The sequence below is a fragment of the Ktedonobacter sp. SOSP1-52 genome (assembly GCF_016587395.1).
Window position 1 is genome coordinate 746,663 of the sequence record NZ_BNJH01000001.1, and the last position, 19,383, is coordinate 766,045.

General features: G+C 51.1%; 21 protein-coding genes and 1 pseudogene. 9 read left to right on the forward strand and 13 right to left on the reverse strand.

Annotated elements, in window-relative coordinates; translation table 11 throughout:
• Window positions 1–222 precede the first annotated feature (222 nt).
• A complete protein-coding gene (gene ppsA, locus JMJ16_RS03380) occupies window positions 223–2,838 on the reverse strand; it encodes a phosphoenolpyruvate synthase (RefSeq protein ID WP_201378405.1) in 2,616 nt (871 codons plus the stop codon).
• 1,555 nt (window positions 2,839–4,393) lie between these two features.
• Here ppsA and JMJ16_RS03385 point away from each other — a divergent pair.
• Window positions 4,394–4,948, forward strand: coding sequence for a GNAT family N-acetyltransferase (locus JMJ16_RS03385; protein WP_201378406.1), 555 nt, complete (start codon window positions 4,394–4,396; stop codon window positions 4,946–4,948).
• Window positions 4,949–5,088: 140 nt separating this feature from the next.
• On the opposite strand, the gene JMJ16_RS03390 is transcribed toward JMJ16_RS03385, so the two are convergent.
• Window positions 5,089–5,325, reverse strand: a complete 237-nt coding sequence (locus JMJ16_RS03390) for a hypothetical protein (protein ID WP_201378407.1) — start codon at window positions 5,323–5,325, stop codon at window positions 5,089–5,091.
• A gap of 44 nt (window positions 5,326–5,369) precedes the next feature.
• On the opposite strand from JMJ16_RS03390, the gene JMJ16_RS53625 reads away from it, so the two are divergent.
• Window positions 5,370–5,690: a transposase gene (locus tag JMJ16_RS53625; RefSeq protein WP_255553195.1), complete on the forward strand. Its 321-nt coding sequence runs from the start codon at window positions 5,370–5,372 to the stop codon at window positions 5,688–5,690.
• A gap of 211 nt (window positions 5,691–5,901) precedes the next feature.
• Here the strand turns inward: JMJ16_RS53625 and JMJ16_RS03400 are convergent, their stop codons facing one another.
• On the reverse strand, window positions 5,902–6,693 hold the full coding sequence (locus tag JMJ16_RS03400) for a phytanoyl-CoA dioxygenase family protein (protein ID WP_201378408.1): 792 nt from the start codon (window positions 6,691–6,693) through the stop codon (window positions 5,902–5,904).
• Window positions 6,694–6,803: 110 nt separating this feature from the next.
• Here JMJ16_RS03400 and JMJ16_RS03405 point away from each other — a divergent pair, with 110 nt between their 5' ends.
• Window positions 6,804–7,610, forward strand: coding sequence for an AraC family transcriptional regulator (locus tag JMJ16_RS03405; RefSeq protein ID WP_201378410.1), 807 nt, complete (start codon window positions 6,804–6,806; stop codon window positions 7,608–7,610).
• A 63-nt stretch (window positions 7,611–7,673) separates the two neighbouring features.
• On the opposite strand, the gene JMJ16_RS03410 is transcribed toward JMJ16_RS03405, so the two are convergent.
• The 5 genes from JMJ16_RS03410 to JMJ16_RS03430 all read right to left on the reverse strand — a co-directional run bounded on the left by JMJ16_RS03410 (window position 7,674) and on the right by JMJ16_RS03430 (window position 11,038).
• A complete protein-coding gene (locus tag JMJ16_RS03410) occupies window positions 7,674–8,477 on the reverse strand; it encodes a class I SAM-dependent methyltransferase (protein WP_201378412.1) in 804 nt (267 codons plus the stop codon).
• A gap of 19 nt (window positions 8,478–8,496) precedes the next feature.
• A complete protein-coding gene (locus tag JMJ16_RS03415; RefSeq protein ID WP_201378414.1) occupies window positions 8,497–8,922 on the reverse strand; it encodes a DUF4260 domain-containing protein in 426 nt (141 codons plus the stop codon).
• 19 nt (window positions 8,923–8,941) lie between these two features.
• Window positions 8,942–9,283 (reverse strand): YrdB family protein, encoded by a 342-nt coding sequence (locus JMJ16_RS03420; protein ID WP_201378415.1) that lies wholly within the window; start codon window positions 9,281–9,283, stop codon window positions 8,942–8,944.
• A gap of 42 nt (window positions 9,284–9,325) precedes the next feature.
• A complete protein-coding gene (locus JMJ16_RS03425) occupies window positions 9,326–9,904 on the reverse strand; it encodes a TetR/AcrR family transcriptional regulator (RefSeq protein ID WP_201378416.1) in 579 nt (192 codons plus the stop codon).
• A 240-nt stretch (window positions 9,905–10,144) separates the two neighbouring features.
• The gene (locus JMJ16_RS03430) at window positions 10,145–11,038 is read right to left on the reverse strand and encodes a DMT family transporter (RefSeq protein ID WP_201378417.1); all 894 of its coding nucleotides are present in this window, start codon (window positions 11,036–11,038) and stop codon (window positions 10,145–10,147) included.
• A gap of 85 nt (window positions 11,039–11,123) precedes the next feature.
• Here JMJ16_RS03430 and JMJ16_RS03435 point away from each other — a divergent pair, with 85 nt between their 5' ends.
• From JMJ16_RS03435 to JMJ16_RS03445, 3 genes and pseudogenes are all read left to right on the forward strand, one after another.
• Window positions 11,124–11,633, forward strand: a complete 510-nt coding sequence (locus JMJ16_RS03435) for an Lrp/AsnC family transcriptional regulator (protein WP_201378418.1) — start codon at window positions 11,124–11,126, stop codon at window positions 11,631–11,633.
• A pseudogene (locus tag JMJ16_RS03440) lies at window positions 11,611–11,748 on the forward strand (DUF4158 domain-containing protein); the annotation flags it as partial. The gene JMJ16_RS03435 and the pseudogene JMJ16_RS03440, both read left to right, overlap by 23 nt.
• 180 nt (window positions 11,749–11,928) lie before the next feature.
• Entirely contained in the window at window positions 11,929–12,876 is a 948-nt protein-coding gene (locus JMJ16_RS03445) for an LLM class F420-dependent oxidoreductase (protein ID WP_201378420.1), read from the forward strand.
• Between the two features lie 319 nt (window positions 12,877–13,195).
• Here JMJ16_RS03445 and JMJ16_RS03450 read toward each other — a convergent pair whose 3' ends face one another.
• The gene (locus tag JMJ16_RS03450) at window positions 13,196–13,756 is read right to left on the reverse strand and encodes a GNAT family N-acetyltransferase (protein WP_201378421.1); all 561 of its coding nucleotides are present in this window, start codon (window positions 13,754–13,756) and stop codon (window positions 13,196–13,198) included.
• 163 nt (window positions 13,757–13,919) lie between these two features.
• Window positions 13,920–15,152: an NO-inducible flavohemoprotein gene (gene hmpA, locus JMJ16_RS03455; RefSeq protein ID WP_201378423.1), complete on the reverse strand. Its 1,233-nt coding sequence runs from the start codon at window positions 15,150–15,152 to the stop codon at window positions 13,920–13,922.
• Window positions 15,153–15,319: 167 nt separating this feature from the next.
• Here hmpA and JMJ16_RS03460 point away from each other — a divergent pair, with 167 nt between their 5' ends.
• From JMJ16_RS03460 to JMJ16_RS03470, 3 genes are all read left to right on the forward strand, one after another.
• Complete coding sequence (locus JMJ16_RS03460) at window positions 15,320–15,778, forward strand: Rrf2 family transcriptional regulator (protein ID WP_201378425.1); 459 nt, start codon at window positions 15,320–15,322, stop codon at window positions 15,776–15,778.
• A 155-nt stretch (window positions 15,779–15,933) separates the two neighbouring features.
• Entirely contained in the window at window positions 15,934–16,515 is a 582-nt protein-coding gene (locus tag JMJ16_RS03465; protein ID WP_201378426.1) for a TetR/AcrR family transcriptional regulator, read from the forward strand.
• Window positions 16,516–16,602: 87 nt separating this feature from the next.
• Window positions 16,603–17,331 carry an SDR family oxidoreductase gene (locus JMJ16_RS03470; RefSeq protein WP_201378427.1) on the forward strand — a complete coding sequence of 243 codons (729 nt, stop codon included), beginning with the start codon at window positions 16,603–16,605 and terminating at the stop codon, window positions 17,329–17,331.
• Between the two features lie 95 nt (window positions 17,332–17,426).
• Here the strand turns inward: JMJ16_RS03470 and JMJ16_RS03475 are convergent, their stop codons facing one another.
• The 3 genes from JMJ16_RS03475 to JMJ16_RS03485 are packed head-to-tail and all read right to left on the reverse strand — an operon-like array spanning window position 17,427 to window position 18,845.
• Window positions 17,427–17,765, reverse strand: a complete 339-nt coding sequence (locus JMJ16_RS03475; protein ID WP_201378428.1) for a GIY-YIG nuclease family protein — start codon at window positions 17,763–17,765, stop codon at window positions 17,427–17,429.
• Window positions 17,758–18,249, reverse strand: a complete 492-nt coding sequence (locus tag JMJ16_RS03480) for a DUF3291 domain-containing protein (RefSeq protein ID WP_201378429.1) — start codon at window positions 18,247–18,249, stop codon at window positions 17,758–17,760. The genes JMJ16_RS03475 and JMJ16_RS03480 overlap by 8 nt, the downstream gene beginning before the upstream one ends.
• A 38-nt stretch (window positions 18,250–18,287) precedes the next feature.
• A complete protein-coding gene (locus JMJ16_RS03485; protein WP_201378430.1) occupies window positions 18,288–18,845 on the reverse strand; it encodes a hypothetical protein in 558 nt (185 codons plus the stop codon).
• Between the last annotated feature and the right edge of the window lie 538 nt (window positions 18,846–19,383).

Genomic DNA, 19,383 nt, shown 5'->3' on the forward strand with positions numbered 1-19,383 from the left:
AGCCGTGTCATGTACCGATTGAACAAATCTCAACATATTGCTGCTTGAATTTTCCAAAAAGTGTTCTGCGAAATTCTGGAGGACTCATCTTTAGCTATTGAACATGATGAAATTGACTCATATAATTCCTTTTTCCGTCTGAGAAAGCGACCCTGATTGGGCCGCCTTCCTAGCTTTCATCTTTTATTTAGCTCCAAAGGCGGGAAAACAACATCTTCCCCATTATAAGATTTCTACATAGCCTTCTGTTCCATTCACGCGAATTCGTTCCCCATCTTTTATCAGTTTGGTAGCACTTTCCACTCCGATAACTGCTGGTAAGCCATATTCACGTGCGATAACTGCTCCATGGGTCATCAGTCCACCAACTTCGGTGACTAGGCCTTTTATGGATACAAACAATGGTGTCCAGCTCGGGTCAGTAAAGGAGGTGACTAATATATCTCCATCTTCTATAGCAGCATCTTCCATGTTTAAGATGACACGTGCTCGTCCCTCTATAACGCCGGAAGAAACAGCCAGACCTGCAAGAGCCTGGGCCGGGAGATTTTCCCGTTTGTACTCACCGGCAATGATTTCACCATCCGACGTGATAACACGTGGGGGAGTGAGTTTTTCATAGTATTTGTCCTCGTCTTTTCGTTTGCTGATGATCTGGTTATCCAGTTTCTTTGTGCGCATAACTTCGCGAAGTTCTTCAAAAGTGAGATAGTAGATATCTTCTTTTTCATGAAGAACATTGGCCTGTACGAGTTGTTCGGCCTCTTTCAGTAAAGCCTGCTTATACACGAAGTAGCGATTGACCATGCCGTATTTTGGATATTCCCGATATCCGATGAAATTTCGGATGAGGCTGATCATTCGTTTTGTTTCCCGGACTTTTTCTTCACCATCCGGTAATTGCTTCAATCGATCTAATAACTCTTGTTCTTTTTTCAATGCTTCCTGTTGCCCTTGCTCAAATCTCCGCTTGCTTTCACCTGGTTCAAAGTTTTTGATGTTACTGAGAATCATGGGGACAAGAATAGTTGGTTTTTCGCTCCAACGCGTTTTCGTAATATCGATTTCTCCGGCACATCGCATGCCGTATGCGTTGAGATAAGCAGAGATAGCGTCCCGGATTTTCTGTCCACCATCAAACTTAACCAGTTCATCCAAAAAGCTATCATCTTTTACCTGTTGTAAATACTCAATTACTTCTGGATAAGGACGAATTACATCTGCCACATCCAATAGCGCCAGGCCCATTTCCGAAGTGATGTTGTTTGGTACAGATTGAGAAAGCGTATCTGCTACGTTTTTTTCACCTAACCACTCCTTCATTTTTTCATTGATCCATGATGAAGCATTCATAGCAGTCATAATCACACCAAAACCTTGCGGGCCAGATAAACTCTTCTTTAATTGCTGGATATCTTCCAGGATAAAATCAATCAGATCCGATCCTGATTTCATTTGGATGTTTTGTTTTAGCTCTTCTATCGATGTTTCACTACGCTTGATCAAATCAGAAACGATTGCCGGATCGTATTCGTTTAGTGTTTTATAATCCGCAAGCGCCAGACCTTGATTGCTTTTACCGGGAGTCTTTTCTTGCTTATCATCTGGTAACGACTGTATAAAATCCCCCCGTTCTATGATGGTCATCAATGCATCTTTTATGAGCGGATCACCTTTTCCCATGACATCTAATATACTTTCTCTGCTAGCCGGTGAAGCCAGCAGAGGTGTAACGTCAACAAACAACCTTCCACCAGCTTTAAACATGGGTCTAGCGGCTGTTAACAGGAAAAAAGACAATCCCAATGGTTTCATGGGGTCGGTCATCATTTGTCCGTGACCAACGGATACATACACGTGATTTTCCTGATCATTTGCTTCAGGGATGGGGAACAAAGTAGTGATCGGCCGACTCTGGACAATGTAAAATGTATCATCAACCAAACACCATTCGATGTCCTGGGGGCAACCGAAATGTTCTTCGATCTTTCTACCTAAGCGCTCAAGCTGCAAAATCTGCTCATCCGTCAGCGCTTGCCTATTCTGCCTCTCAGGCTCAATCTCCTGTTCTTTCGTACCACCATCTTTTAAGGCATAAATAGCTAGCTTCTTGGTGGATATCTTCTTATTGATAACCTTGCCGTTACGCACTTTATAGCTATCAGCATTCACCAGGCCGGAGACCATGGCCTCACCAAGTCCGAAGCTGGCATCAATGGATAACACTTTCCTATTAGAAGTGACGGGATCGGCAGTAAACAAAATTCCTGCCGCCTGCGGGAAGACCATCTTCTGAACAACCACAGACAGGTGGACTTTACGGTGGTCGAAGCCGTTTTGAAGGCGGTAAATTACTGCCCTCTCGGTAAATAGCGATGCCCAGCACTTGCTGATATGCTTGAGGATTGCTTCCTTTCCGATAATGTTCAAATACGTATCCTGTTGGCCTGCAAAGGAAGCCCTCGGTAAATCCTCTGCAGTTGCGCTGGATCGTACTGCATAGGCATTTTTTTCATCAAGCCTGGAGAGGAGGCGGGCGATCTCTTCATGAATATCTTGAGGGATGGCTATCCCTTCGATGATCCTGCGAATCTCACCGCTAAGTTCACCGATTTTATCCCGGTCTTCCACCTTTAGAAGCGATAACTGATCAAGTAATTCGTTAATCGACGATGTTTCCCCAATGATTCTTTTAAAGGCTTCAGTAGAAATACAAAAGCCATCTGGTACGTGTATTCCTTCAATCTTGGAGAGTTCCCCCAGGTTCGCGCCTTTCCCTCCAACAACCATGAGTTTTGTTTTGTCAATGTCCTGAAAACCAAGCACATATGAACTCATATTTTTACCTCCTTTGGCAATTCCTTCTTTGAGAATGTTGATGACATCCTTCGGGCTAAAACGATTGACCGGAGTATTGTACTAGCCTGGTACAGCCCCATTAAGCGGTGACGGCACGTAAGACCCCCTTTCGCACACGGCGAGGGTCTGGCACACGCCTGATGAAGCAGGTGCTGATTTCAGCACACACACAAGAGGTATCTTTGCTCAAAGGAGAGCTTTCACTGCGAGTGTGCCAGAGGTGGCGTCGCTTCCGCCTGAGTATAGAGGAAGGAACGCAAAAAAAAAATCGTCCAAAAAGGCAGTGTGCGAGTAGACAGGAGGTGATACAATAAAAGTGGAAAAGAACGGGCTCATTTTTGAGCTTCGGAAACCATGCCGTTCCTTGCTCTCTCGGACGTGAGACAGACGACATATCACCCTCCTTCCCCTCCTCGCGCTTTGCAGTTCGGCATCATTCCAACTTGCCAGGTGCTTTTCTTTCCTACATTCTATTCCAGTATGCAAGGTGTGAAACGGCTTTCCCAAAAAACGCGTGTCCCACAGTGCAGGATTCGGGGCAACAACCGTCGAGATTTCAGGTCAATTACTACACACCTCGTGATTTGAGATGCTTTCTTACCCGCCGACAACATCCCAGTCTGTTTTTCCTGTGGCCGACCAACGTTTCTCTGTCAGAGGAGTCTGCTGCTTGCGTCGGGTGTGCGGTTTGAACCGGAGGACGCCCTTGCTTGGGGAGAGCGAACGCATTCTTCCACAGCCAGGACATTCCACCAGGCTGATGCCACTGTCGGTAAATCGTTTGAGATCGATGGGAACCAGCTCTCCAGAAAACGTGCAGTTGGGTGAGGCGCTCGTTTGTGCCAGGAATAACGGAGCATCGCTTGAAACCGCGTTTGCGAAACGGTTTCGACAAAAATTCCTTTCTGAAAAATGGATGCGTCATCATGAAAATTCCTCTCCTAACATGCGAACGGGTAACACACGTGATTTTCGATCCATATTCGAGCCATTTCTTTTAGTTGCGATCCGTTTTCCTTGTGTGAGCAGAATAGAAACTTGTGACGTGTCTGTTTTAAACATTCATCAATCAACAAAGTACATTGGTCAATGATACCGAGACCGCTCCGCGTCACATCATTCATAATTGACGGGTTTCTCTTTTTGGCGTAAGATAAGCACGCCCCTTTCAGAGGCACAACAGGTGTGCCTTTTCTCTGGAGACAAGAACATCATGCGTACGATCAAGTGTACTAACCGACTACACCGCATACTCTAGTGTGGTCATCGATTAGGAAAATTTGGGCCTGGAGCGTTGCCCGTCGCCCAAGGTCGAACTGTGCCCTTTTTTAGGGCAGCTTTGCATCACTAGCATCATTTGCTTGTATTGTTTGGCCGGGGGTGACGATGAATGGGATCACCCACGGCCTGTGTGTCTCTGCACCGTGTCTCCTTCCCCAAGTGGAATGCCTCCGTGCCCGATATCACAACCGTGCACTACTGTACCATTCTCGTTTTCCCTCTCATTTCTCTCAATATTGGAAGGAGAATACAGATGTTTACACTCAATAGCGTCACGCTTCGCCCTCTTGAAACGACCGATCTTGATACCTGGTATACATGGGAATACAACATGGAACTCGCTATGCTGGCTGGTTGGATACCCCTGCTCGCCCACACAGCCTTCAAGCAGAAGTTCGAGCAGCGCATCAACGAGCCCAAAGGAGAGATGAAGTACTTCGCCATTGACTACGAAAGTCAGTTCGTTGGTGTTCTCCAATTGGCTGAGATCGATCATTACGAGAAACGCGCAGCCATCAGTATCATCATCGGCCCGAAAGAACTCTGGGGCCGCGGCATCGGAAGTACCGCCTTGCGTCTTCTGCTCGACTATGCCTTTACGGTTCAGGGACTTGAGCGAGTCTACTCCGAAGTCTACGGCTTTAATACCCGCTCACAGCGCCTGATGGAACGTGCCGGTTTTCATAAAGAGGGGATCTTGCGCCAGCATACGCTGCAGAATGGCAAGCGTCAGGATTTGCATCTCTACGGTATCCTGAAATCCGAATTCTACGAGCGCTATCCAACCATCTTCACACTTCCCGAATGATGACTTTCGGCAGCGAGATGTGACGCATGTGAGAAGGACGCACTGCTTCAACGCACACGATCTTGTGGGTTTGGCTGGAGCAGTGCTCCTTTGTGTTTGACGGAAGCACCAGAGCCACATCGCGGATTGTCGAGATATTTTTAGCCGTGCTCTTCTCGTTGCAACGCAGATTGGAAGCGCTCCATAAACGCCAGATATTCAGCGACTTGCGCTTCGAGCTTTGCAATCGTGACGCCGCAGTGCATATGCTCTTGCAGCAATTTGTGATAGCGCTGTTCGAGTTCGGCTCGTTCTGCCTGCGCCCGCTGCTCAACCTCAACCCTCTCCGTTCGGAGTTGCCGTTTGGCTTCGTCACGCTCAGCGCGAGCCTCGTGCAAGAGCTCAACCAGGCGCGGGCGCTTGTAATCGTGGGAAGCAGGTCATCAAAATCAAATTTTCGATCAAGGATTGCAGGATTTGCCCCAGCCGTCAGCAATGTATTCATTCTGAGAAGCCATACCCACGGCGGACACTTACTGTACGCCCCCAAGAGCAACATGAGGCGTTGCAGACTGCGCGCAGTCGTCAACAGACCGCAGCATTTGCCCAAGAGTATACGCTCCAAGAAGGATTTGAACACACCATTTCACAGGGCGTTCGTGCTTTCGACCTGCGTCGTTCTCGCTACATTGGCCTCAGCAAAACTCATTTGCAGCATGTTGGTATTGCTGCCGCTATCAATCTGGTTCGTGCTGTCGCTTAGCTAGAGGGAGAGGTTCCTGTTTCCACGCGCTCTTCTGCCTTTCAACGGCTCTATTATGAAATGTAGCGGGGTTTCGTAGCAGTATATTCTGAAACTCCGCAAGAAAGCTCGTTAGTAATTTTCATGCGGAGTGGTGCGCTGCGCCAGCAGCGCACGACGTTTCAAAAGTGCTGATGAGCCGAATTTGGGGGGACTCATGTATAGCAGCTTACTATGCCCCTTGCAGGTCCTTCTTGCCTTCAAAAATCAATGTATAGCGTTCACCAGTGCTGGCCTGGGTACGCGCGTCCATATAGCAGACGCTAAATGCACGGCGCGCGATATCGGTCGCGTTGGTATCCGAGCGATGCAGCAGCCAGTTATGTAGCAGGACTGCTTCACCTGCTTTCAGCTCGAGATAGATTCCCTTGCCGGAAACGGTTGCCTCCTCGGCCTGCTCCTCAGTAAGATGGCCCGAGGTATTCTCTGGGTTGAGCAGGCCCCAGGTGTGGCTGCCGGGAATGATCTCAACACAGCCATTGGCGATAGTGGCAGGATCAAGCGCCGTCCAAATAGTGATCATAGGGTCTCGATCCAGGTAGGACCAGCGATCCTGGTGCCAGGGCAAGAGCGTTCCCTGGTGGGCAGGCTTATTCATAAACATGGCTCGAAAGGCTGACACCGGGACCTGATCCCCATACACCCTCTGGCAAATCTCCCGAAACAGCGGACGCTGCATGTACTCCATAAAGAGGGGGTCATGCTCCAGGTCCTGAATCTTACGATAGGCCAGCGTCGCGCCCTTAAAGCCCTTTGACTGTACGCCTGCATTTTTGTACTGCCCATCGGGGCTATCTAGCTGCATCATTAAATGCGCATAATCAATATCGGCTTTTCCCAACATAATGTCGTCAATACGTCGCTGTAAGGTCTCTAACTCGTCATCGCTCAGCACCTGCCCCAAAAATAGATAACCATCACGCTCATAGCGCTGCCATTGTTCGTGAGATAACATGGTTGACATGATGTTTTCTCTCCTCCAGACATTCAAATCATCGATCTTTTTTGAGTATACTAGAGGAGAAGAGGAGATTAAATGGAGTTTGTGGCAAAGTTTTGTAGGATCTGATCATCATGAAGGATGCGGAATTACAAATACTGACGGGCAGTATGGTATTACAAGCCACGCACAAAGTGGCTAAACACCTGGATGGCTACTACACAATCCAATTTATGGCGACGGGCGGAGTAGAACTGTTCTACGATGATCAACACTATAGCATAGAAGGGGCCTGGTTCTGGCCCGCCTATCCGGGGCCGTACATCCGCTTTCACCGTGCCCCAAACTATGCCAGCTGGGAACACCGCCACATCGCCTTTCGTGGTCCCCTGGTGCAGCAGTGGATGACCGAAGGACTCTTTCCCACCAGTCCACAACCAGCTGAGTCAGGCAAAGATTATCGTGCTATCTTTGATCGATTGCTGGCTGAGATCAAACGTACCGACCACTGGGGCATACGTCGAGCCATCCATTTACTAGAGGGATTACTGATTGACCTAGCGGAGGAGCGCGCGCAATGCATGGTACAACCTCCCTGGATACAGGAAATCCTCGATCTCTTCACGCATGGAGACCCAGACTTTGCACCTGACTATGAACACTTGGCACAAAGCTATAATATGAGCGTGAGCAGCCTCCGTCGTCGGTTCCGCCAGGCAACTGGTACCGCGATTCATGCGTATGTCCTCCAATGCCGAGTTGCCAGGGCCAAAACACTGCTGATAGAGACAAATCTGCCTATGAAGCGCATTGCTCAGCAATTGGGCTACAGCGATGTCTACTATTTCTCACGGCAGTTTCACGATCTGGTGGGCGTCACTCCAACTATCTATCGTGAGAGCCAACATCTTACAGGGAATCCTCGGTTCCCCTGTCCATAAGAAAAACTGAGCATCACCTCCGCCTCCTGCGCAAATGCGCACGCGTGGCAAGAAATAGAGCTTCTATTTAATCCCGAGTCTGACTTTGTAGCTGAAGTACCAGGGAAGGGTCTCGGAACCGATATAGCGTTGCGCGGCCTCCCTGAGTCGCGTCAGGCCGATCTCCTCTTCAGTGATTGTATTCAACTTGAACTCATGGCTGTACCTATTGGTCATGATCATGCCCATAAAGCGCTCGGCATTGCCATACTCGATGTGATGAAGCAGGAGCTCGCGTGTGAAGCGGAAGCGGCCGCTCTCGCGCATGCGCTCCAGATGCTTCTCCTTGGGCCAGCGCTGGAGATTCTGCTCCAGTTCGCGCTCACACAAGAGGGCATCGAAGCGCGCATCGACCTCTTGATACGTCTGCTCAACTTCCCAGCCAAGCGCGGGCGGCCAGGAGTAATCATAGGCGGCGAAGAGGCCACCGGGGCGCAGGATACGCGCAACCTCCGCCAGGGTCGAGGTTGGCTCCATCCAGTGAAAAGATTGAGAGCAGGTCACGATGTCGACGCTGCCGTCGGGTAGGCCAGTTTGCTGAGAGACTCCCTCCTGGAACGCAATGTGCTTAACATGAGGATGTTTCGCGGCATTGTGTATGGCCTGGTTCCGCATATCGGCGTTGGGTTCAATGCCAATCACACGCTGTGCGAGCTCACCCCACATCATAGTCGAGAGGCCGGTGCCGCTACCCAGGTCTACCACCAGGGCAGGCTGAGGAGTGTTGATTAACTGTGTAAGGATATCAACCAGCACTGGTGGCGGGCTGGGGCGCACCTGGTCATAGAGCGCGGCCTCCCCGGTCCAGATCTCACTCGTATCACTCATGCTCTTTCTCCCTTCATAGCTATACATGGGCGAGGTGCGTATCTTTAAATTCAGTCATGTACTTGAGGCCAAAGCCGAGGGCGCGGTCCAGGCCGATATGGGCGAACCAGATCAGCGCCAGCAGAAAGGCAAGTTCTTTGCCACCGAGCAGGCCATATGCGGCCAGCATTCCCGGTAACAGATAGGTATGCACAAGGTTATAGCAGCGCGCGCCCAGCCTGTTCCCCGCCAGGTAGCCCAGGGCCGAGAGATCAGGAGTGAGCAGCAGCAAGCCAAACAGCCACCAATTGCCTCCATGGAGCGTGTAGAACACAAGCGAAGCCAGCAGCACGATCGCGCCCTCAAGATGCAGGAGCACCCGCGGGCTCAAGAGATCCAGAGAGTTGGCTCTCGTTTTTCCCTGCCGACCATTTTCTTGCGTTTTTACATTTAGCGTCTCTTCCATGAGTGCCTCCCTTTCTTCATTACTGCGCCCAGACATAGGCCAGAATAGTATTGATGATAAAGATTACGGCGAAGGTAATGCTGAGTTCACGGCGCCCGGCGACGAAGAGCGCGGCAACTCCCAGGCCGAAGAGGGCCAGTTTGAGCAGCAGGTGCCAGGGTTCGGGCAGCGGCCAGTTTGCCCTTGGGGCCTCAAAACAGCCCCAGATGATGGCGACAAGCACAGGGATACCCAACCCAAGTCCAAACCTGGCGATCATTCCCCAGTTTGTCGTGAAACCCCAATAGCCAAATGAAGCCAGAAGAGCGAGTTCTAAGAAAAATGCAAGCCCAAGATTGATATTCTTTATAAGTACTAACATGTAGATGAGTCCTTTCACATTCTTTCGCCTGGTTTACAAGCTTTATTTTCCACTGCCCTGACGTGTATGCAGATCGTGTAAAAATAGATCAAGCAAACGTTTAAAGGTTTCGTTTACATCCAGAGGGAGACCAAAGCCTCCTGCGGTCTCCAAAGTAACGCAACCATGGACGAGGCTGCGCACCATACGGACCGCGTGCAGAGCGTCCTCCTGGCTCAGCATATAGGCTCCCAGCGCTCGCAAGGCGATCTCTACTACCTTGCGACCTGCTTCCTGCCACTCGGCATCGCCTGATTCTGGGGCACGAGTGGTCGCTTCATAGAGGCCAGGACGCGTCCTGCCAAAGTCACGCAGGGTGTGTGCGAGCGCGACCACTGCATCATCCCCCGCCTTCCCCATTACCGCCTGCCCCAGTTGCTCCGTCATTTCTTGTAAACCCAACAGTGCCAGGGCCCGCTGCAAGCCTGCGAGGCCAGAGAAATAGTGATAGAGCGTTGGTGTGCGCACACCCAGGTGTGCGGCCAGCATCGCCATTGTCACCATGTGTAGTCCATGCTCATCTGCCAGCTCTGCCGCGGCCTTCACAATCGCGTCATACTCTAGACCCGCTCTCGGTGCCATGGATATCACACTCTCTCTATCTTTCGTACGTAGGTATTTATTTAATACGTTTATATATTAGTCTAATATCATTAGATTGTCAAGAGGAAAGTTGGTATCTACTGGGTCTCCAATTCTCCTTTGGAGTCTGCCTCGGCTCGCAAGCTTACCTTTAAAGGGGGGTCTGGTTTCTAGTTCTTGAGATCCTGTTTATCCGTTGAGGCTCGTTAAGACCCCTCCACGCCTTCCCTCATTTCACACTTACACACTCTTCGCGTGCTTTTTCGGCTGTACATCTGCTTCCTTGTGGAGGATGACGGCAACCACAACGAAGAGGATTCCCACAATCTCTATTAGCTTTGGAAGTTGATGCAGGATAACAACACCAATAATGGTGGCAGAGGCTGGGAGTAGGGAGAGCAAGAGGGCATAGGTCGCTCTTGGTAATCGAGCCATTGCCAACTGATCGCAGACGTAGGGGATGACCGAAGAACAAACACCTACGCCAATACCGGCAAGAAGGAGCAGTGGCTGTGGAAACACTGGCAAGGCATCCATGAGTCCAAGTGGACTGACAGCCAGGAGTGCAATGAGCATTGCTGCTCCCAGTCGATCAATTCCAGCAGCACCGCCATCTTCGGCGATGCGGTGTCCGAGCACGATGTAAAGAATGAAAAGGAGACAATTGGCAAAGGCGAAGACGAATCCTAAAGGGGAACCGCTGAAGCGTGCATCGGTCAAAAGCCATCCTCCTGTAGCGGCTAAAAGCAATGCACTGATGTTACGTGGAGTTCGTGCGTCTAGTGCAGCCAGGGTAATGGGACCAAGAAACTCGATGGCTCCAACTGTGCTCAATGGAATACGGGCAATCGCTATATAGAAGCATGCATTCATCAGACCGAGCACAACTCCCAACGCAATCAAAATACGTCGTGTTGCCCATGATGTGCTCATAAACAGACGCCATGGGCGACGCCATGCAGCAAAAACAATGGCGGCACTCGCAATACGAAGCCATGCGACTCCAAGGACAGAAACATGAGCAAAAAGTAGGACTGCAAAGGCAGGTCCCAGGTAGTGGAAGAGGGCACTTACCAGAAAGAAAACATGTGGTGGAACTTTTTCCATCATCCCTATTTTTTTCGTAGAAATCATGGTGTTTCCTCTCATTGTTGTTTCTCGTAATGGTACAATGGAAAGAAGCAAAAACACATGGCATATTTGAGGAGATACGGAACATATGACTGAAGATTTAAAGAAAAAACGCCCTTTTACTTACATTGGGTTCCGTGAGGAGATTGACGCGGTCAATCTCCGTGTGTTGGAAGAACTCCAGCTCGATCCTCGGTTGACTATGTCCGAACTCGGTCGCCGAGTCGGTATGTCTTCTCCTGCCGTCACCGAGCGAGTCCGCCGGTTGGAAGAAACGGGAGTAATTCAAGGCTATCGCTTGGAACTGAATCCTGCGGCACTTGGGCTTCCAATTGCTGCGTATGTTCGTATCCGTCCGAATGCTGGGCAACTTCCCAAGATCGCGGAACTGGCGCAACAGACTCCTGAAGTCGTTGAGTGTCACCGCGTCACCGGTGAGGATTGCTTCATTCTCAAAGTTCACATACCTGCTATTGATCAGCTTGATCGTCTTCTCGATAGTTTCCTTTTCTATGGCTCAACAACGACGACCATTATCCAGTCTACTATTGTTCCTCTGCGTCCCCCACCACTTCCTGAAGATACATTGCTTGAGTAAAGTTGGGGAACCATCCCCCGAACAACTTGCCCGCTATTTTCACCTGGATGATGAGGATCGTGCCCTCATTGCCCAGCGTCGTGGAGATCATAACCGCTTAGGATTTGCCCTCAAGAACGGATATTGATTGCGTTAAACTTCTGATGCAACGCTAGAAAAGTACATCGCCACTTTTTCTTCAAATGTTAAGGCAGCATAGCTGTGCTGCCTTAACATTACTCTGTATTTTTGTCCCCTTCCCTGATACTATAACGCAGGGGAACTCTCTACATACAAAGGAAGGAACGGACACCGCATGGCACTGCAATTTGGTTTGCTTGTTCCTCAGGGTTGGAACATGGATCTGGCAGGGATCAAGGACCCTATAGAAGCCTACGAAACAACGACGTGTGTTGCTCAAACAGCTGAGGAGGTTGGCTTCGCTTCCGCCTGGCTTGTTGATCACTTTCATACCATCCCACGGCCATCACAAGAGTTCACGTTTGAATGCTGGACTACCACCGCAGCCCTTGCCCGCGACACGACGCGTATACGCATAGGCCAGTTGGTCACCTGCAATGGCTATCGTAACCCTGCATTGCTCGCGAAAATGGCCAGTACCGTTGATGTGCTCTCGCATGGGCGGCTCAACTTTGGTATCGGGGCAGGCTGGTTTGAGCATGAGTATCGCGCTTATGGATATGACTATCCCGAGGCCCCTGAGCGCCTGCGGCACTTGCGAGAGGCAGTACAGGTTATTCGAGCTATGTGGGCTCAGGAGGAAGCCGCTTTTGAAGGGAAATACTACCAGGTACGTGGAGCTATCAATCAGCCCAAAGGTGTGCAAAAGCCGCATATTCCCCTGCTGATTGGTGGTAGCGGCGAGAAAGTCACGCTCAAACTGGTGGCACAATATGGTGATGCCTGTAATGTGGGCGATGACCCTGCCACTATGAAACAGAAGCTTGCCGTACTCAAAGAGCATTGCGAGACGGTTGGACGTGATTACGAGAGCATTCATCGCACATCAACCACATTGTGCCTCATGGCTGACAGTGATGAGCAGGCGAGAGCTTTGCTTTCCCCTGAACGCAAAGCTAGACTTGGGGACAGAGTCAATACTGCTCTGATTGGCAGCCCTGAGACGATTCGCCAACGGCTGGCCGCCTATGAAGCAGCAGGTGTGCAGGAGCTGGTGCTGCGTTTTCTAGATGGAACCAATCTGGAGGCTCTTCGCCGCTTCGCCAGAGAGTTCTTCGCCTGAACAAGTGAAACGAACAGGCTTAGATTTCATTGCATACTCTGTGGGACAAAAGGGGGACCAATTTACTAGATATTGATGGAAGAGGCCCCATCAGGAGCGGCATCGCCTCTCTAAGGAGTGCTGATTTCCCAGTTGCGCTCAGGCAGTGTAAATTCGAATAGCCTGCATACCACTTTTTACTGACTCTGCATACAGATGTTTGTCGAAATACTTACTTGGCAATCAACATATTGGAAGAACTCCTGAAGCGTCCCGCCACACCCCTGGCCTAGCTTGTCGCCGATTATCGCCAGCGCTGGAGTGCCTGACAGGAGGAGCCTTATCGCTCCTTTACCCATTGTCCCATTTCGATAGTATCGATATAGGCACCAGGGGCCATCTTGATGCGGCCGCTCAAGCGTCCCTCTTCCTTGAAGCCAAGCGAGGTGTAGAGAGCAATGGCACGTGCGTTATTCGCAAAGACTTGCAACTCGACCTTCTCGATTGTGGGCTGTTCTTTGGCCCAGGTGAGCAGCGTCGAGAGCAGGGCGCGGCCGATCCCTTGATCGCGTACGGTTTTGGCCACGCTCATGCTGAATTCGCCCTGGTGCGCGATGCGCTTGCGTGCACCATTGGCGAAGTTAAGCATACCAAGTACTTCGCCCTCGTACTCGGCGATGATGACGAGTTTGCAGGGATCATCGAGATTGTTTTGAATCCAGGCCTCCTCCATCTCCTGCGTCATGCGGAAATCTTCCGGAGTGCTCAGCACGAACTCGCCCTCCTCAAGGTTGGCGTGAACCAGTGTTAAAATCTTTGCGGCATCTCTCGGGGTAGCCGAGCGAATAGTCGTCACCTGGCCATCCTTCAGGTGGATTGTCTTCTCGGTGATTGTGCTCATCTCTAATGTGTTCCTCTTTCTATTGCTGATGTGCTTTAGTATCGCACATTGGAGATGGGTGCTGCTCGCGCCTGCGGCGCTTGTCCTGGTTACTGTGGATATGGCTGCCAAGCCGTATCCACAGTAACCAGGAACCTAAAAAACAACATGTGTATAGCGTTAACTACTCCTGGGAGACGGCGAAGGCCAGGGCGGGACCAAAGATCTCGTAGTGGAGTTGCTCTGGCTTGAGTCCCTGTTTGAGTAGTGTGGTAAGGATGCCTTGCATAAAGCCACGGGGACCACAGAGGTAGACCTCGGCGTCCAGGGATACCTGATCCTGCAACCAGGCCGCGTCTATACGACCGGCGCGATCAAAACGCCCCGCCTGCTCATCCTCTACGGCTGGCTGTTCATAGAAGATGGTTGCGCTTACCTGTTCGTTGTCGCGCACCAGGTGGGCGATTTCATCAGCAAAGGCGTGGTATTCTCCATTGCGTACCGCGTAGCCAAGTACCACTGTGCGCTCAGGCTGTCGCTCGCGTAGTGTATAGAGCATAGAGAGGAGCGGCGTAATGCCAATGCCCGCGCCTAGCAAGACAACAGGTCGAGATGATGTATGGTCTAACGTAAAAACGCCGCCTGGACAGCTCAGTTCAAGCACATCGCCCTGGGAAGCCTGCTCATGCAGGTAGCTGGAGACCTTCCCCGCATGGCTTCCCTCCTGTCCCTCGCACTTGACACCGATGCGGAAGTGTTTTTTGCCGGGCGCCTCAGTCAAACTATACTGACGCAGGTGGTGGAATTTACCTATCTGTGCACGCACGCATACATATTGTCCAGGCTCATAGGCAGGCAAGGCCTCGCCATCCTCTGGCTCTAGATAGAGCGCGATCAGACCCTCGCCTTCCTGCTCTTTGCGCTTGACCACAAAGCGCTTGAAGCCGCTCCAGCCGCCTGACTGCTCCGCTCCCTGGCGATAGATCTCCTGCTCAAGCTGGATGAAGGCATCGGCAATGACGTTATAGGCCCGCTTCCAGATCGAGAGAATCTCGGGTGTGGCCTGCTCACCTAACACCTGCTGCACCGCCATAGTCAGGTACTCGCCAACAATGGGATAGTGTTCTGGCTGCACGCCCAGGCTACAGTGTTTATGCGCAATGTGCTTCACGACCGGCAAGATATTTTCCAGATGATCCAGGTTGGCAACAGCCTCATAGACCGCTGTCGCGAGCGCCTCCTGTTGCAGCCCTGCACGCTGATTATTATGATTGAATATATTTAGTAGCTCAGGATAATCTCGAAACAGGGTGGCATAAAAGATCGTGGTAATTTCCTTGCCATGCTCTTTCAGAGCCGGAACCAGCGATTTAGCGATAGCGATATCATTCCCACTCAAGGTGGCAGTTTGCGTCATAGGTTGCATACTTCCTTTGCTTGCTTACTTAAAGATATATGTAATATACATCTTTATATCGGCAATTGGCAAGGATAGTCAAAGGATAGTAATAAAAGGTGACGAAGAGTATAATACACTGACAATTACCCCATGATGGTCCTTATCTGGGTGGAAGGAGATGCTGCATGCGCCTGACCTATCACACTGATTACGCTCTCCGTGTCTTGCTCTACCTGGCGGCCTACCCTGATACCCAGCTAGCAAGCATTCAGGACATCGCCGATACCTACGCCATCTCTAGCAACCACCTGATGAAGATCGTGCATAAACTGGGCAAGCTCGGCTATATTGAAACAATCCGAGGACGTAACGGTGGCATGCGGCTGGCGCGCAAGCCTGCTGATATCTGCATCGGCGAGGTGGTACGCCAGACAGAGGAAGATTTTTTTCTGGTGGAATGCTTTGATAGCGAGCACAATTGCTGCGTCATCACGCCTGTCTGCAACCTCCGCACCGCCTTACAGGAGGCGCTCACCGCCTTTCTCAGCGTCCTCGACAAATACACCCTGGCCGACCTGACCAGTAATAAGGCCCTCTATCAGCAACTCATTACGATCACGCGGAAGGAACCCCAAAGCTTGTAGGGAAAGCCGAGGTGCGGATCGGGTTCGCCCAACCCACGCCTCGGCTTTCCCTGCCTGTGAGAGCTATAAGCGCGAAGATTCATCGTATCCTTGACTTTTCATTCCAACATGGTTTATACTTACCATTAGGAGAAGGAGGAAGCAGAGACAGAACTATGGCAGGCAAGAAAGCATTTCAACCGGAGCAGGCACTGCAACAGGCAATGGACCTGTTCTGGGAGCGGGGATATGAAGGCTCATCGGTCGAGGACCTGGTGGCACACACGGGTATCGGGCGTGGAAGCCTTTACGATACGTTTGGCGATAAACACTCATTATACCTGGCCGCACTGGATCGCTATTGCGCCCAAAACCAGGGACAAATAGAGGCCTTTCGTCAGCAATCTGGACCGTTGCGCGAGGTTCTGGCGAGCATTTTTCAAACATATATCGATATGTTGCTCAACGATCCCAAACATCGTGGCTGCTTCCTGGTCAACTCCAGTGTCGAATTGGCGCCTCATGATCCCGATGTACGCACGCGTGTGCAGGCCGCCTACAAAGTTATGGAAGAGGCCTTCTACCGCCTTCTCATTAAAGCACAGGCGGCAGGCGAACTTGCCTGGACATATGATCCACATCAATTCGCCCATTTTCTGCTCGGTGCTCTAATCAGCATTCGCGTGCTCGCACGCGCTAACGTTGAGCGTGAGGTGCTCCAGAATATCGCGCGCACAACGCTGTCTGTCTTTGACTAAATTTTTTTACCTTTATGTTGGAATAGTCATTCCAACATAAAGGCGAGTTAGATCGATAGTGTGATTAGTTACGAAAGGAAAACGGCTATGCAAATCGAAGGTTCAATCGCTCTGGTGACTGGTGGTAATCGAGGGTTGGGGAAAGCCTTTGTCCAGGCCTTACTCGACGCGGGAGCAAGCAAAGTGTACGTTGGCGCCAGGAAGCTCATAGAGGCAGATGATCCCCGTATCCAGCCAATCAAGCTCGACGTTACCAGCAAGGAGGATATCCAGGAAGCCGCGCAAGCCTACCAGGATGTCAACATCCTGATCAACAATGCTGGTGCTGCGTATGTAAACTCTCATGCTGCGCCTACGTCGATAGATGAAGCGCGCCAGGAGATAGAGACGAACTATCTGGGAACGTTGGCCATAAGTCGGGCGTTCGCCCCAATCCTTAAACAGAATGGAGGAGGAGCTCTCGTCAATATGCTTTCCGTTGTGAGCTGGTTCTCGAATCCCGTTCTTGGCTCCTACAGCGCATCCAAGGCGGCTGCCTGGTCTATCACTAATAGCATCCGTATCGAGTTGCGAGCGCAGGGAACGCTGGTCACTGGTATCCACGCTGGCTTTATCGATACCGAGATGGCCTCCTCCTTCCCAGGCCCCAAGTCTCGACCTCAAGACATCGCTCAGGCGACTATTGAGGGCATTCTCGCTGACCGTGAGGAAGTCCTTGCCGACAAGCCAAGCCATGAGATCAAGACCGCGCTGGCTGCTGATCCAGCTGCCTTCTATCATCAGATACAGCAGCAATGGGACAGCAGCACACGATAAGTAACCCTAGACGGGGTATCCTATGGTAGGAAGTAGTGGCGTGCATCACGGTAGTGACCGCGATGCACGCCACTACTTCCTATCCCGAGGTGAAGTCAATATTCCTGTGCAGGGTCAAGGGTAGCACGATAGAGCTGTTCAAGCGCTTGCAAATCGTCCATAAAGGCTTCATGGCTCTGGCCGGGCTTTTGTTCCAGCTCTTCCAATATCTTAAATGTAAAGGCGTGAGCGCGTAACTCCGCCCAGTTCTGGCGCAGCTTGGGATGGAAGGCGACGCCCGTGATCTGCCCAAATTGGAACTTGTTCTGCTCGCTCTCTATATTCGCGCTATAGCCTATGATATACTGCCCTGTGGTGGCATTCGTAATCAGATAGACACAGCCGCGGCGCTTGCGTTCTTTGTATTCATTGATAAGAGCTTTTCGTTTATTCATTGATGCTCGCCCTTCCAACGCTTTCAGCCTTGTCGCCTTCCGTGGCGGGAACTGGAAAGTTTTGGCTAAAGGAGAAGGCAAAGGGTGTTGGACCATGCAGGCGTAGATAATCCATACGCTCTTTTACCTCGGCCAGGTCAGGTGTATGTCCTGCAGGTACCCACCATAGGGCGATGTAGGCCCCCTTCAAGGGTACAAACCATTCTCGCCGGCGACGCATCACCTGCACGTGTTCCCCCTGATAGGTAAAGACCTTGAGTGCCTCGATGGAGGACCAGACCGATATAGTTGCAAAGAGCCGCTCATCTGTGGGCAGATCATGCGAAGATGAAGAAATGTCCTCGGCCTTTAAGCGCCAGATAAAGCCCGGACTGGCCTCGGCAAGCGCGTAGATTTGGTCTAGTTGAGCGGCAAAAGCGGCCAGACGTGGATCGCCCAACGGCGCGAGGGCGTAGGCCATATTGACCTGGGCAATATGATACATAAATTGTTTGGCTTTCCTTTCTGGAAGCAACGATCTGTTTATTCTTCTAAAAGTCGGCGTTGAGCACCCAGGCGCTCCACCTGGGAGCGAAGCACGCGCTTATTTTGCTGGGGATTAGCCACGGAGGGATCGGGAATCCACTCCAGCAAGCCACTCTCAATCGCCCGCCCAATACGCATCCGGTTCGCCTGAGTATTCTCGCCAAAGGCCAGTGCAGCCGCGTTACTGATCGTAATCAGGTCATCGACCGAGATCCACCAGCGCACACGCGAGACCAGGATACCTATATCTGTCTGCCAGAAGCCAGCAGGAAAGCTAGTTTTGGAGCGCAGTGCGTTTCCCAACAGGAGATCCAGGAGGTGCCTCAGAGCCATCTCGGCACGCTGGATATCATCATTGGTCGCGCGTATACGCGCATTCTCTCCATTAGCAATGCGTATCAACAGATCTAGCTCCTGCCACAGGGAACTTCCCTCATCCAGCCACCTCTGACCCACAGGCAACTCCGGCTCACCCAACGCCATCCCCAGTTCACGATAACGCTGGCGGACCAGGTCCGCGATCTCTTGCACAAGGGCATCAGTAAAAAGAGCCATAAACTTCCTCGATTCATTACATCATCTCCCCTGGATCATAACGTAACTAACGTTAGTTGTCAACGATTCGCCACTTCAGTTTCTCACGTGCCAATGATTTGGCTTTCTCCTTCTTCGTGTGATACAGTTTTCTCACATCTCATCAATAAACGAGAGTGAACTACCACTGAGCTGAAGACACAGCGGCTTCTTCGGAAGTTGTCGGGTCTGCGGTTTGGCAGCTTTTTCGGAAGCTTGAGTTCACCAGACTCAGCCCCAGAAATGGGAGCTACGTTCGGTAAGGTCATGACACCTGCGGTTGACGCATCAGACCGCTGCTCTGTCGCCTGGATTTAAGGAGGATTGAGGGAAGGTCCGGTGATCCAGGCCCAACAAGCCTTTTGAACCTTGTCGAGATGAAGCCGGATTCTCTTTGTGGTAAGAGCAAAGAGATACGCATCACCTGCCTCTGGGCAGAGTTTTTTGAGTCAATGGATCGTCTCTTGCTCACAAGAACAAGGGGCGGTCCGGCGATTCATCCACGAGGCTGAAGACCTCG